Annotated in this window: 14 protein-coding genes; 13 read left to right on the top strand and 1 reads right to left on the bottom strand. The window is 60.1% G+C overall.

The genetic code is table 11. The annotated features are described in order from the left end of the window. Positions 1-220 precede the first annotated feature (220 nt). The 12 genes from HX830_RS11875 (at position 221) to HX830_RS11820 (ending at position 9,429) form a co-directional block, all read left to right on the top strand. Positions 221-1,210 carry an alpha/beta fold hydrolase gene (locus tag HX830_RS11875; RefSeq protein WP_152737154.1) on the top strand — a complete coding sequence of 330 codons (990 nt, stop codon included), beginning with the start codon at positions 221-223 and terminating at the stop codon, positions 1,208-1,210. Positions 1,211-1,363: 153 nt separating this feature from the next. Then, the gene (rraA, locus tag HX830_RS11870; protein WP_103499191.1) at positions 1,364-1,855 is read left to right on the top strand and encodes a ribonuclease E activity regulator RraA; all 492 of its coding nucleotides are present in this window, start codon (positions 1,364-1,366) and stop codon (positions 1,853-1,855) included. Between the two features lie 26 nt (positions 1,856-1,881). Next, entirely contained in the window at positions 1,882-2,877 is a 996-nt protein-coding gene (locus HX830_RS11865) for a zinc transporter ZntB (RefSeq protein ID WP_152737153.1), read from the top strand. A 58-nt stretch (positions 2,878-2,935) separates the two neighbouring features. After that, positions 2,936-3,187, top strand: coding sequence for a CrfX protein (locus HX830_RS11860; RefSeq protein WP_370868233.1), 252 nt, complete (start codon positions 2,936-2,938; stop codon positions 3,185-3,187). A 2-nt stretch (positions 3,188-3,189) separates the two neighbouring features. Further along, positions 3,190-4,014, top strand: a complete 825-nt coding sequence (locus HX830_RS11855; protein WP_100940800.1) for a mechanosensitive ion channel family protein — start codon at positions 3,190-3,192, stop codon at positions 4,012-4,014. Between the two features lie 90 nt (positions 4,015-4,104). Then, positions 4,105-4,695 carry an RNA polymerase sigma factor SigX gene (gene sigX, locus HX830_RS11850; protein WP_100940799.1) on the top strand — a complete coding sequence of 197 codons (591 nt, stop codon included), beginning with the start codon at positions 4,105-4,107 and terminating at the stop codon, positions 4,693-4,695. Positions 4,696-4,802: 107 nt separating this feature from the next. Beyond that, the gene (locus tag HX830_RS11845; RefSeq protein ID WP_152737152.1) at positions 4,803-5,789 is read left to right on the top strand and encodes an OmpA family protein; all 987 of its coding nucleotides are present in this window, start codon (positions 4,803-4,805) and stop codon (positions 5,787-5,789) included. A 122-nt stretch (positions 5,790-5,911) separates the two neighbouring features. Continuing rightward, positions 5,912-6,721: a helix-turn-helix domain-containing protein gene (locus tag HX830_RS11840; protein WP_152737151.1), complete on the top strand. Its 810-nt coding sequence runs from the start codon at positions 5,912-5,914 to the stop codon at positions 6,719-6,721. Between the two features lie 44 nt (positions 6,722-6,765). Beyond that, positions 6,766-7,221 carry a SycD/LcrH family type III secretion system chaperone gene (locus HX830_RS11835; RefSeq protein WP_177100336.1) on the top strand — a complete coding sequence of 152 codons (456 nt, stop codon included), beginning with the start codon at positions 6,766-6,768 and terminating at the stop codon, positions 7,219-7,221. Beyond that, on the top strand, positions 7,218-7,526 hold the full coding sequence (locus HX830_RS11830; protein WP_152737149.1) for an acyl carrier protein: 309 nt from the start codon (positions 7,218-7,220) through the stop codon (positions 7,524-7,526). Before HX830_RS11835 ends, HX830_RS11830 begins: the two co-directional genes overlap by 4 nt. Positions 7,527-7,719: 193 nt before the next feature. Then, complete coding sequence (locus HX830_RS11825) at positions 7,720-8,319, top strand: winged helix-turn-helix domain-containing protein (RefSeq protein ID WP_103499197.1); 600 nt, start codon at positions 7,720-7,722, stop codon at positions 8,317-8,319. 87 nt (positions 8,320-8,406) lie between these two features. Next, the gene (locus tag HX830_RS11820) at positions 8,407-9,429 is read left to right on the top strand and encodes a quinone-dependent dihydroorotate dehydrogenase (RefSeq protein ID WP_100940793.1); all 1,023 of its coding nucleotides are present in this window, start codon (positions 8,407-8,409) and stop codon (positions 9,427-9,429) included. 116 nt (positions 9,430-9,545) lie between these two features. On the opposite strand, the gene rmf is transcribed toward HX830_RS11820, so the two are convergent. Next, positions 9,546-9,761 (bottom strand): ribosome modulation factor, encoded by a 216-nt coding sequence (gene rmf / locus HX830_RS11815; protein WP_002553055.1) that lies wholly within the window; start codon positions 9,759-9,761, stop codon positions 9,546-9,548. A gap of 617 nt (positions 9,762-10,378) precedes the next feature. Here rmf and rlmKL point away from each other — a divergent pair. Then, entirely contained in the window at positions 10,379-12,646 is a 2,268-nt protein-coding gene (gene rlmKL, locus HX830_RS11810) for a bifunctional 23S rRNA (guanine(2069)-N(7))-methyltransferase RlmK/23S rRNA (guanine(2445)-N(2))-methyltransferase RlmL (protein WP_177100333.1), read from the top strand. Positions 12,647-12,684: the final 38 nt, after the last annotated feature.

The raw sequence follows: 12,684 nt of genomic DNA, 5'->3' as shown, positions 1-12,684 counted from the left end.
CAGGCTCCTACAGGTTTTGTGTTGTGCGCAAAATCTGCGTACGACGCTGTCCTGTAGGAGCAGGGCTTGCCCGCGAAGGCGTCCTTGAGAACGCTGAAAGCTTCGCTGGCAAGCCATGTTCCTACAGACTTATGTCGTAAGTAGAACCGGTCTTCGATGTTGTAAAATCTTATTTTCAGGGCGAGTCCACTTGGGCCGCCCTTTTTTGTGCAAGAGCCTTATGCAAAGCAGCAGCAATCTTTTTCCGGTCGCTTTGATCAGCGCCGAGCGTCGTGGCGATCTCTGTGAAGACGTCTATCGTTTGAAACCGGCCAACAGCCCCGACGCCACCGTCGAACTGGCGGTCACCCGCCTGGGCCTCGCCGACGAGCCCGAGGCCCGTGGCGTGCCGGTCATCCTGCTGCATGGCAGCTTTTCCAATCGGCGCTTCTGGTATTCCGCCAAGGGCATCGGCCTGGGCGCCTACCTGGCGCGTGCCGGGTTCGACGTATGGATCCCGGAAATGCGCGGTCACGGACTATCGGCGCGCAACCACAGCTATCGACGCAATCGCGTGGCCGATTACGCCCGTTATGACCTGCCGGCCATTGCCGCGTTCGTCCGTGAACAAAGCGGGCAGATTCCCCACTGGATCGGCCATTCCCTGGGTGGCATCACCCTGGCGGCTGCCTTGGGCGGTCAATACCTGGGCGCCCCTGCCGTCGCTTCGGCGGCATTGTTCGGCTGCCAGGTCAGTCGCACCTACTGGCCGTTGAAGATTCCGCCAGTGGAGTGGGGCGGTCGCCTGCTGCTGCGGCGCTTCGCCCACTTGTCCGGTTCGCGCCTCAAGCGCGGCCCTGAGGACGAGCCCATCGGCCTGGCCCTCGAAAGCCTGCGCTGGTACGGCCTGTTCGGGCGCTTCCGGGACGCCGAGCGGGATTGGTGGGGTGGCCTGGCCGAAGTGGACGTGCCGGTGCTGGCCGTCACCGCGGTGGGCGATCACCAGGATCCGGCCTGGGCCTGTCGCAAGCTGTTCGAGCAGATCGGATCGGCGCACAAGCACTTTCTCTGCCTGGGCCGCGAGCAGGGTTTCAGCTCGGATTTCGGCCATGTCGAGATGCTGGTGAGCAAGCCGGCACAGGCTGAAGTCTGGCCAAGGGTGGCCGATTGGTTGCGCGACCAGCAGGTTTTCCTACAGGCTGAGTCAGCCGTTGTTCAGGAAACGCCCTGACAAGGGCATTTCGCTCACGGATGGTAAAGGCTAAGATATGACGCATTGAGCGGTTTGGGTCATTGTCTAAACATTCGACCGGGGCAAGCGTTTCATCTTGTAGCGCGACCTGCGTAGTCTGGCATTCTCGATTCCACCTACAGGAGTTTACCCATGGACCATTACGTCACCCCCGATCTGTGCGACGCCTATCCGGAGTTGGTACAGGTGCTTGAGCCGATGTTCAGCAACTTCGGTGGCCGCGATTCCTTCGGTGGTGAGATCGTCACCATCAAGTGCTTCGAGGATAACTCCCTGGTCAAGGACCAGGTCGAGCTCGATGGTCGGGGCAAGGTGCTGGTGGTCGATGGCGGCGGTTCCCTGCGCCGTGCCCTGCTCGGCGACATGCTGGCCGAGAAGGCGGCGAAGAACGGCTGGGAAGGGCTGGTGATCTACGGCTGCATCCGTGACGTCGACGTGATCGCCCAGACCGACCTGGGGGTGCAGGCCCTGGCCAGCCATCCGATGAAAACCGACAAGCGTGGCATCGGCGACCTCAATGTCCCGGTCACTTTTGCCGGCGTGACCTTTCGCCCGGGCGAGTACATCTACGCGGACAACAACGGTGTGATCATCGCGCCGAGCCCGCTGAAGATGCCTGAGTAAATTTTTTGCAACAAAATGGGGTAAGGATGTTCGAGGAAGAAAACGCGCAGTGGGGGCTGGTTCATGCCCTGGTTCTGGATGGTAAGGGCGGTGCGCGCTCGATTGCTCGGACAGAGCTCGATGGCTTGCAGTTGCAGCCGGAGGAAAGCCTCTGGCTGCACTGGGATCGCAGCCATCCGCAGACCCACACCTGGTTGCGCACCTCCAGCGGCCTGAGCGAGTTCAACTGCGACCTGCTGCTGGAAGAGAATACCCGGCCACGCCTGTTGCCATTGCCCGATAGCGAGTTGCTGCTGTTTTTGCGCGGGGTCAACCTCAATCCCGGTGCCGAGCCTGAAGACATGGTCTCGGTGCGGGTCTTTGCCGCCCATCAGCGGGTGATTTCCCTGCGTTTGCGGCCGTTGCGCGCCACCGATGAGTTGCTGGTGCAACTGGAGCAGGGCAAGGGGCCGAAAAACGCCGCCGAACTGATCCTTTACATCGCGCAATACCTCACCCTGAAGGTGCAGGATCTGGTCAGCGATCTCTCGGAAGTGGTCGATGACGAAGAAGAAAAGATAGATGCCGACGAACGGTATAGCCCTGAACATGGCGCCATCGTGCAGATACGTCGTCGAGCGGCCGGACTGAAACGTTTCCTCGCGCCGCAGCGGGATATTTTCGGCCAGTTGAGCCGGATCAAGCTGCCCTGGTTCGCCGACGAAGAAGCCGGTTACTGGAACGAATTGAACAACAGCCTGACCCGTTACCTGGAAGAGCTCGAATTGACCCGCGAGCGCGTGGGGCTTGTACTTGAGGCCGAGGACCGACGCCTGAACGTGCGCATGAACAAGACCATGTACCGTTTCGGGATCATCACCGGGATCTTCCTGCCGATGAGCTTCCTGACCGGTCTGTTGGGAATCAATGTCGGCGGTATTCCGTGGTCCGGAGACCCCTATGGTTTTGTCATCGCATGTCTGCTGATCGTCGCCGTTGCCGTCGGACAATGGTGGCTTTTCCGACGTTTGCGCTGGGTTTGAAACATGTTTCATGTGACCTGCAAAAAAGTGATCGCGTCTTTCACAGATATACCGAGAGGTGCGTATGCACGATCCGTTCGAACAATCTCTGCGTGACATGCTCAAGGCCTCGCCGTCCACCCGTGACGACGACGCTTGCCTGGGGCGTGTCCTGAAAACCGCCAACCGGCAGGTCGGCGCCGGTGATCTCTTCAGTCTGATGGGCCGTTGGCTGCAGGCGCTGATGATTGCCCTGAACAACGGATCGGCCCATGTTTTGCCGGTCTCTCGTCGTACCCCTATTGCTCGCTCCACGGATAAGGCTGACTGAATATGGAACTTGATCTCTGGACCCAGAGCCTCGTCACGGCAATGACTGCCTTGTGGACCAAAGTCGCGAATTTCATCCCCAACCTGTTCGGGGCGCTGGTGGTGGTGTTGCTGGGCTTTGTCGTGGCCAAGCTGCTCGACACCCTGCTGTCCAAGCTGTTGGCCAAATTGGGCCTGGATCGCCTGATGGGCGGCACCGGATTGACCAAGCTGCTGGGGCGTGCCGGCCTCCAGGTGCCGATCTCGACACTGATCGGCAAGATCGTTTATTGGTTCATTTTGCTGATTTTCCTGGTCTCGGCGGCCGAATCCCTTGGACTTGAACGAGTTTCAGCTACGCTCGACATGCTGGCCCTGTATTTGCCGAAGGTATTCGGCGCGGCCCTGGTGCTGCTGGTGGGGGTTTTGCTGGCACAGCTGGTCAGCGGGCTGGTGCGTGGCGCGGCCGAAGGGGTTGGCCTGGATTACGCGTCGGGCCTGGGGCGGGTTGCCCAGGGCCTGGTGATTATCATCAGTATTTCGGTGGCGATCAGTCAGTTGGAGGTCAAGACCGACCTGCTGAACCATGTGATCGTGATCGTGCTCATTACCGTTGGCCTGGCCGTTGCGCTGGCCATGGGCTTGGGTAGTCGGGAGATCGCCGGGCAGATCCTGGCGGGAATTTATGTGCGTGAGTTGTATCAGGTTGGGCAACAAGTGCGAGTGGGTGAGGTCGAAGGACAGATTGAAGAGATTGGCACGGTCAAGACCACATTGCTGACCGATGAGGGTGAGCTAGTCTCTCTCTCCAATCGGATCTTGCTGGAGCAGCATGTGAGCAGCCGCTAACCCGGCAAACCCTGCTACTCTATGCCGCCGCAAAAATGCCCGCAGCCATGGCTGCGGCGGACATTGACCTGACTGTCGGCCCGACTCGTTTTGAATAAAGCTCAATCGCTCTCCATGCGCTACGACCCCCGCGAACTCACCGATGAGGAGTTGGTGGCGCGTGCGCATTCGGAGCTGTTTCATGTGACCCGCGCCTATGAAGAGTTGATGCGGCGCTATCAACGTACCTTGTTCAGCGTTTGTTCAAGATATTTAGGGAACGAACGCGATGCGGACGATGTCTGTCAGGAAGTGATGTTGAAGGTGTTGTATGGCCTTAAGAACTTTGAGGGTAAATCCAAGTTCAAGACATGGCTATATAGCATCACGTACAACGAATGTATTACGCAGTATCGCAAAGAGCGCCGAAAGCGGCGCTTGATGGATGCGTTGAGTCTTGACCCCCTCGAGGAAGCGTCTGAAGAGAAGACGCCGAAACCTGAGGAAAAGGGCGGACTGGATCGATGGTTAGTGCATGTGAACCCGATTGACCGGGAAATTCTGGTGCTACGATTTGTCGCAGAGCTGGAGTTTCAGGAGATTGCAGACATCATGCACATGGGCTTGAGCGCCACGAAAATGCGCTATAAACGGGCCCTCGACAAATTGCGTGAGAAATTTGCGGGTATCGCTGAAACTTAGTTCAGCGCAAATGTCTCTTACGTGTAGGCAAGTTCTGCTACACTTGCCGCCGAGTTGTCCCCCGGTTTGTGGGACTGCTATACAATCACCAGATGGGGATTTAACGGATGAAACTGAAAAACACCTTGGGCTTGGCCATTGGCTCTCTCATTGCCGCTACTTCGTTCGGCGCACTGGCACAAGGCCAAGGCGCGGTCGAAGGTGAAGCGTTCTGGGGCAAGACCTGGAACCACAGCGTCGACGATTACCAGAATGGTCGCACTCCTGGCGTCTCGATCGGCTACTTCCTGACCGACGACGTTTCCGTGAACCTGACCTACCGTAAGGACGACTACACCCGTTCGAGCGGCGCCACTGGCAACCAAGAGATCAATGGTGATCACTTCGGTCTGAAGTCCCAGTACCACTTCGGTCAAGTCGGCGACATGTTCCGTCCTTATGTTGAAGGCGGCGTGTCCCACGGTAGCATGACCAACGTAGCCGCTGACGGCCACACCAGCCGTGACGGTTCGACCTACCTGACCACCGGTGCCGGTGTGAAGGCCTACATCACTGACAACCTGTACGCTCGTGTTGGCGGTGAAGCTGACTACAAGCTGGACAACGGTCGTTGGGACTACCAGGCTCTGATCGGCCTGGGCGTGAACTTCGGCGGCAGCGGCGGCAAAGTAGCTCCGGCTCCTGCTCCAGCTCCAGTAGAAGCGGCTCCAGCTCCAGTAGCTGAATCCGCTCCAGCTCCAGAAGTTGTCAAGGTTCAGCTGGACGTCAAGTTCGACTTCAACAAGGCCATTGTCAAGCCTAACAGCAAGGGCGACGTGAAGAACCTGGCTGACTTCATGAAGCAGTACCCACGTACTACTACTACTGTTGCTGGTCACACTGACAACGTCGGTCCTGACGCTTACAACCAGAAGCTGTCCCAGCGTCGTGCTGATGCTGTGAAACAGGTCCTGGTCCAGGACGGCGTAGCTCCTAACCGCATCCAGTCGGTAGGCTACGGTAAAACCCGCCCAGTGGCTGACAACGCCACTGAAGCCGGTCGCGCGATCAACCGTCGCGTAGAAGCTGAAGTAGAAGCCCAACAAGGTCAGTAATGACTTTGCGGTAAGAAAAAGCCCGGCTTAGGCCGGGCTTTTTTTCGCCTGCGATTTGAGCCCGGCACGGGCACCGACCTATGCTCGTGTGCTTTCGGACAACGCTTCATCAGATTTTCATCATGATTGGCGGGCGCCACCCGGCCATCATCGCACCGCTCAATAAGAACGAGACGGGGCGCAGTGTGCAGAGTGATCAACTATCCGCGACCAGGTGTCCGGGCTTTTTATATGGTGAACAGGTCGTACAGGTACAGGCGGGGGAGGCCGGCGTGTGCCTGGCCCATGACGAGGCGAGCGTGTCCTGGTGCCTGCCGCCGGGCTGGCAGGGCTTGCTGGTGGCGCGGGGCATGTTGCGGGTCATCGGCGGTGACCTGCTCAGCGAGCGCCCCGTGGAGGCGAGCCTGGTCAAGCTGCAGGTGTTTATCGACCAGGGCATGGGTTTCGAACGGGCGCGATCGGCCGCGACGCCCTGGGCGGCCTTGCCCTTGTCAGCCGGGGTATCGGCCAGCAGGACCTTGTTGGAATCCTGGTATATCGACTGCGCCTTGCGCGCCGATCCCGCCCATCAAGGCTTTGCCGAAGTCCTGCGGCAAAGCCCGAACTACTGGCTGGTGCGTTTTCTCCTGGAGCAGGGCACGGCCAATGAAAAACTGATTGGCCTGGCCAAGCGTTATGGCGTGTCGGTCTCGCATTTTCGAAGGTTGTGCCATCAGGCGCTGGGCTGTGCGGCCAAGCCCGAGTTGCGTGACTGGCGCACGGCCAAGGCCCTGCTGAGCATGATCGGCGGCGAGTGTTCGTTGACCGATGTGGCGCTGGAGTTCGGTTATGCCTCTTCGTCGCACTTTTCCAAGGAGGTCCGTGAACTGCTCGGCGTGGCGCCCAGCCGCCTCTGCGATATCCAGGCGTCCATGGGTTTGATGATCTCGTGACAGTCAAGACGTCAGCAACTGACGTGTTCCTCGGGGGTGTGGCGATGTGTAGCCCGAAAGAGGCGCTCAAGGAGATGAGCGAAACCGGTAACGAACAGGTGCAGGGCCTTTATGCCCATGCCTGCCAGTTCCAGGAGCAAGGACGCCTGGAGGAAGCGGAAAAACTCTTCCGTTTCCTGTGTATCTACGACTTTTACAACAGCCATTACTGGATGGGGCTGGCGGCGGTCTATCAGGTCTCCGGGCACTACCGCAAGGCCATCGAGCTGTATGCGGTGGCGTTTGCCCAGGACCGTGGCGACTACCGGCCGATGTTCTATACCGGCGAGTGTCAACTGGCGCTTGGCGAGCAGGCCAAGGCTCGGGATTGTTTCGACTATGTGCTCAGGCAGGCGGTTGATGGCGAGCTGCCACGGCGCTCGCGGGCCTATCTCGAGGATTTGCAGGCGGACTCCATGCCGTCATGTTCCGGCGCGGTTTGCGGGAAAGCGAGTCTATGAGTTACCTGGTTCCGGGAGAGTGTGACTACTTTATCGAGCAACAGGTGATGGTGTTGCTGGCCGAGCATTTTTCACTGCCACGCAGAAAGATCCGTTTCGAGTCGAGACTGCTCGAAGACCTGGGCAGTGGCGACGTCGACTTTGCCGAGCTGGTTGAGCGGCTCAATGCGGCGTTCCGTATCAGGCTGTCAATCGACGAGGTCGGGCGCTGGCGGACTGTGGCTGATCTGTGTCGCCTTGTAGGAAATGCCCGGGGAGAGGCGGGGAGCTACCAGAGTTCCTGCATTAGGGCGCAGTTTGTATGAAGGAATCAGCCTTGAGCCTGTAGGTTTTGTCGGTGCTGCCATCTTGTTGAATATTCCTTTTCTATGCGGGAAATGTCCTACCGACATGGCTCGATGTGAATTCCTATAGTCGTGACGTTCCTCGTGAATAGACCCTTTTCCCGGGTTTATTTTTGAATGGTCGTACATCTCTATAGAGGATTGCGTCGAGGTTATGGACAGCGCCACTGGAAAGACTCCGCGACAAACCTTCGTCTTTGGCCAATGGATATTGCAAAGCGATGGAAACCTGGTGAGGTGCGGCCGGGGAATTCATCTGCCGCCCAAGGAGTTGCAGGTGCTGCGCCTGTTGCTGGGTTCGGCTGGACGACTGGTGACCAAGGACCGCTTGCTCGACAGCGTCTGGCCGGGCATGGACGCGGCCGAGGAGTCGCTGACGCGCTGTATCTATGTGCTGCGCAAGTTGCTCGAGGAGAGCAAGGGCTATATCGCCACCGTCTACGGCAAGGGCTATCGCTTTACCGGTCCGGTGGTGCCGTTGCTGCCGGTGTTGGGGGACCCTCTGAGCGTCTTGCCGACCGAGCGGGTGGCCACTTGTTGCGAGCCCTGGAGTGCGCTGCAACTGGCCGATACCTGGCTGGCCCTGTCGATGCTGGGGCTGTGTGATCGCGGCGCGGGGGTCGAGCAGGCCCGGGCGGCGGTCGCCCGGGTCCTGGAGCTGGAAGCCGGCAATCACCAGGCGCTGGCCCGCCTGGCCCTGGTCACCAGCCTGCAAGGTTGCGCCGAGGCAACCGCATTGCCGCCTTGCGGATAAGTCGGGCTCGTGGTGCGCCTATGGTTTTTGCCGGGGCCCGGCTATAATCGCCGGCCACTATCGCCGCCATCCGAGTCAAGCCCGCCCATGTATAACCTGGCCCGCCAGTTGTTGTTCAAGTTTTCTCCGGAAGTCTCCCACGATTTGTCCCTGGACCTGATCGGCGCGGGTGGCCGCCTGGGGCTTAACAGCCTGTTGTGCAAGGCTCCGGCGTCGAACCCGGTGACGGTCATGGGCCTGGACTTTCCCAACCCGGTGGGCCTGGCCGCGGGCCTGGACAAGAACGGTGCGGCCATCGACGGTTTTGCCCAGCTGGGCTTCGGTTTCGTTGAAATCGGCACGGTGACGCCGCGGCCGCAGCCGGGCAATCCGAAACCACGGATCTTCCGCCTGCCCCAGGCCGAGGCGATCATCAATCGCATGGGCTTCAACAATCTGGGGGTGGACAACCTGGTGTCGCGGGTGCGCGCCGCACGCTACAGCGGCATCCTCGGCATCAATATCGGCAAGAACTTCGACACGCCGGTGGAGCGTGCCGTCGATGATTACCTGATCTGCCTGGACAAGGTCTATGCCCATGCCAGCTACGTGACGGTCAACGTCAGTTCGCCGAACACCCCGGGCCTGCGCAGCCTGCAATTCGGCGATTCGCTCAAGCAACTGCTCGAGGCCCTGCGCGTGCGCCAGGCACAGTTGGCCCAGCAGCATGGCAAATACGTCCCGCTGGCGATCAAGATCGCTCCGGACATGACCGACGAAGAGACCGTGCTGGTAGCCCAGGCGTTGCTGGAGTCGGGCATGGACGCGGTGATCGCCACCAACACCACCCTGAGCCGTGTCGGTGTCGAAGGCCTGGCCCATGGCGACGAGGCCGGTGGCCTGTCCGGCGCGCCGGTGCGCGAGAAGAGCACCCATACCGTCAAGGTGCTGGCTGCTGAACTGGCCGGGCGTTTGCCGATCATCGCGGCGGGCGGTATCACCGAGGGGGAGCACGCGGCTGAGAAGATCGCCGCCGGGGCCAGCCTGGTGCAGGTGTATTCGGGGTTCATCTACAAGGGGCCGGCGTTGATTCGCCAGTCGGTGGATGCCATCGCGGCGTTGCGGCGTTAAGCCTGCGGCATTAAAAAGGGCTCCGTAGGAGCCCCTGGGCCGAAGCCCGCCGCCCGGATGGGGCGTGCATGGTAAGTCGGTTGTTGCTCAAATTGTCATGTCGGAATGTGCCCTGATCAGCCGACAGCGTGAAGTTCGTTGAGTCTGTGGATTCCCGCAGTGCCGGTCATACCGTCCCAGTTGTCGCCGCGTCCTTCTCGCCAGCCATTGATCCAGGCTTGGCGCACCGACGGTAGAGTAAAGGGGCAAAGCTCGCGGGATTTGCCATGAACGCCGTATTGATATCCGCGTAAAAATGCTCTTTCCAACGGATCACGCTTAAGTCTTCTCATAGGGTGTTGCCCTCACTGGTTGACTGTTATATGTCCCGTCGACCTCTTGGCGAAGTCGGGCAGAATGCATCTGCCGTTGGTGCTCGCTGCCGGCGTGGCGAGCTCCGCCCTGGTACGCAAAAGCGCTTGGGCGATTTCGCGGTAGGGCGGGGTGTTGACGCCATTGCGACGTCAACCTGTTGTGAGTTCTAACCAATGCGCAGGGGCGTGTGAATGACCGTTTTGTCATAAGGACGTAACGATAATGGTGTTAAGGCCATAAGATGTGATGGCCGTTTGCTCGTATCGCTGGAGAAAACCCAGCTACGATCAGCCCTTAGATGAATGATGAGTTTCATTCTCTACTGCGAATACCGACCCGTTGTCGTCAGGTATTATTCGACGAAGGGTCACGATGTGACTTTTTGTTACGAGAGTTTTTGTTAAAAAGAGTTTTTATTACGAGAGTTGAGCTGTCCAGGCATCAAGGTTCTTTCAATCCAAGGGTTGAAGGATCTGCTTGGGTGGACAGGCGCAATGGTGCGCCACACGAGCGCTCTTCGAGAAAAGCGCTTGATCGAAACCGAGCGGGCGATGCGTTTGCCCGTTCCTTGAAGGCTATAAGCCCTGGAATTCCCATGTCGGATCGTTACGAACTCTTCCTCACTTGCCCTAAAGGCCTTGAAGGCCTGCTTTTTGAGGAAGCCGTCGGGCTTGGCCTTGAGGAGGCGCGCGAGCACACCTCGGCCATTCGCGGCACGGCCGATATGGAGACCGCCTATCGCCTGTGTCTCTGGTCGCGACTGGCCAACCGCGTGCTGCTGGTGCTCAAGCGCTTCCCGATGAAGGACGCCGAGGATCTTTACCATGGCGTGCTCGACGTCGACTGGCAGGACCATATGGTCTCCGACGGGACCCTGGCCGTTGAGTTCAGCGGTCACGGTTCGGGCATCGACAACACCCATTTCGGTGCCTTGAAGGTCAAGGATGCGATTGTCGACAAGCTGCGCACCCCGACCGGCGAGCGTCCGTCCATCGACAAGATCAGTCCGGACCTGCGCATTCACCTGCGCCTGGACCGTGGCGAAGCGATCCTCTCCCTCGACCTGTCCGGCCACAGCCTGCACCAGCGTGGCTATCGTCTGCAGCAGGGCGCCGCGCCGCTGAAGGAAAACCTCGCGGCGGCGATCCTGATCCGTTCCGGCTGGCCGCGGATTGCCGCCGAAGGCGGGGCCCTGGCCGACCCGATGTGTGGTGTCGGGACCTTTCTGGTGGAAGCCGGGATGATCGCCGCCGATATGGCGCCCAACCTCAACCGCATTCACTGGGGCTTCGACGCCTGGCTCGGGCATGTACCGGCGCTGTGGAAAAAACTTCACGAGGAAGCCACCGTGCGCGCCGAAGCCGGCCTGGCCAAGCCGCCGCTGTGGATTCGTGGTTATGAAGCCGATCCGCGACTGATCCAGCCTGCGCGCAACAACATCGAGCGTGCCGGCCTGAGCGAATGGATCAAGGTTTACCAGGGTGAGGTGGCAACCTTCGAGCCGCGCCCGGACCAGAACCAGACAGGCCTGGTGATCTGCAACCCGCCCTATGGCGAACGCCTGGGCGACGAAGCCAGCCTGCTCTATCTTTACCAGAACCTTGGCGAACGCCTGCGCCAGTCCTGCCTGAACTGGGAGGCGGCGGTGTTCACCGGTGCCCCGGACCTGGGCAAGCGCATGGGCATTCGCAGCCACAAGCAGTACTCGTTCTGGAACGGCGCCTTGCCGTGCAAGCTGTTGTTGATCAAGGTGGTGCCGGATCAGTTCGTCACCGGCGAGCGTCGCACACCGGAACAGCGCCAGATCGAACGCGAGCAGGCTGAAGTCCTGGCGCAGGAAGTGGCTGAAGCACCGAAATTCAACAAGAACGGCAATCCGATCAAGCCCGCGCCGGTTCCCGCGCCAGTGGTCGAGCAGGCGCGCCTGAGCGAAGGCGGGCAGATGTTCGCCAACCGTCTGCAGAAGAACCTCAAGCAGTTGGGCAAGTGGGCCCGGCGTGAAGGCGTCGACTGCTATCGGGTGTACGACGCCGATATGCCGGAATACTCGCTGGCCATCGACCTGTACCACGACTGGGTGCACGTCCAGGAATACGCCGCGCCCAAGTCCATCGACCCGGAAAAGGCCCAGGCCCGACTGTTCGATGCCCTGGCGGCGATTCCCCAGGCGCTGAATGTCGACAAGAGCCGCGTGATCATCAAGCGCCGCGAGCGCCAGAGCGGCACCAAGCAATACGAGCGCCAGAGCGCCCAGGGCAAGTTCACCGAGGTCAACGAAGGTGGCGTGAAGTTGTTGGTCAACCTGACCGATTACCTCGACACCGGTCTGTTTCTCGACCACCGGCCGATGCGCCTGCGGATCCAGAAAGAGGCGGCCGGCAAACGCTTCCTCAACCTGTTCTGCTACACCGCGACCGCCAGTGTGCACGCGGCCAAGGGCGGTGCGCGCACCACCACCAGCGTCGACCTGTCGAAAACCTACCTGGACTGGGCGCGGCGCAACCTGTCGCTCAATGGTTTCTCCGACAAGAACCGCCTGGAGCAGGGGGATGTGATGGCCTGGCTCGAGGCCAGTCGCGATGAGTTCGACCTGATCTTCATCGACCCGCCGACCTTCTCCAACTCCAAGCGCATGGAAGGCGTGTTCGACGTCCAGCGTGACCACGTGCAGTTGCTCGACCTGGCCGTGGCGCGCCTGGCACCGGGCGGCGTGCTGTATTTCTCGAACAACTTCCGCAAGTTCCAGTTGGACGAGCACCTGGCGACACGTTATGCCGTCGAGGAAATCAGTGCCCAGACCCTGGACCCGGATTTCGCCCGCAACAGCAAGATCCACCGCGCCTGGAAAATCAGCGCCCGCTGATCACCACGGATCCCGGGCCCTGATGTTCAGGTCCCGGG

It is taken from the genome of Pseudomonas gingeri (assembly GCF_013385425.1).
GTDB classification, from domain to species: Bacteria; Pseudomonadota; Gammaproteobacteria; order Pseudomonadales; family Pseudomonadaceae; genus Aquipseudomonas; species Aquipseudomonas gingeri_D.
Note: the sequence above shows the minus strand (reverse complement) of the source record. Positions and strands in the feature narration are given on the sequence as shown.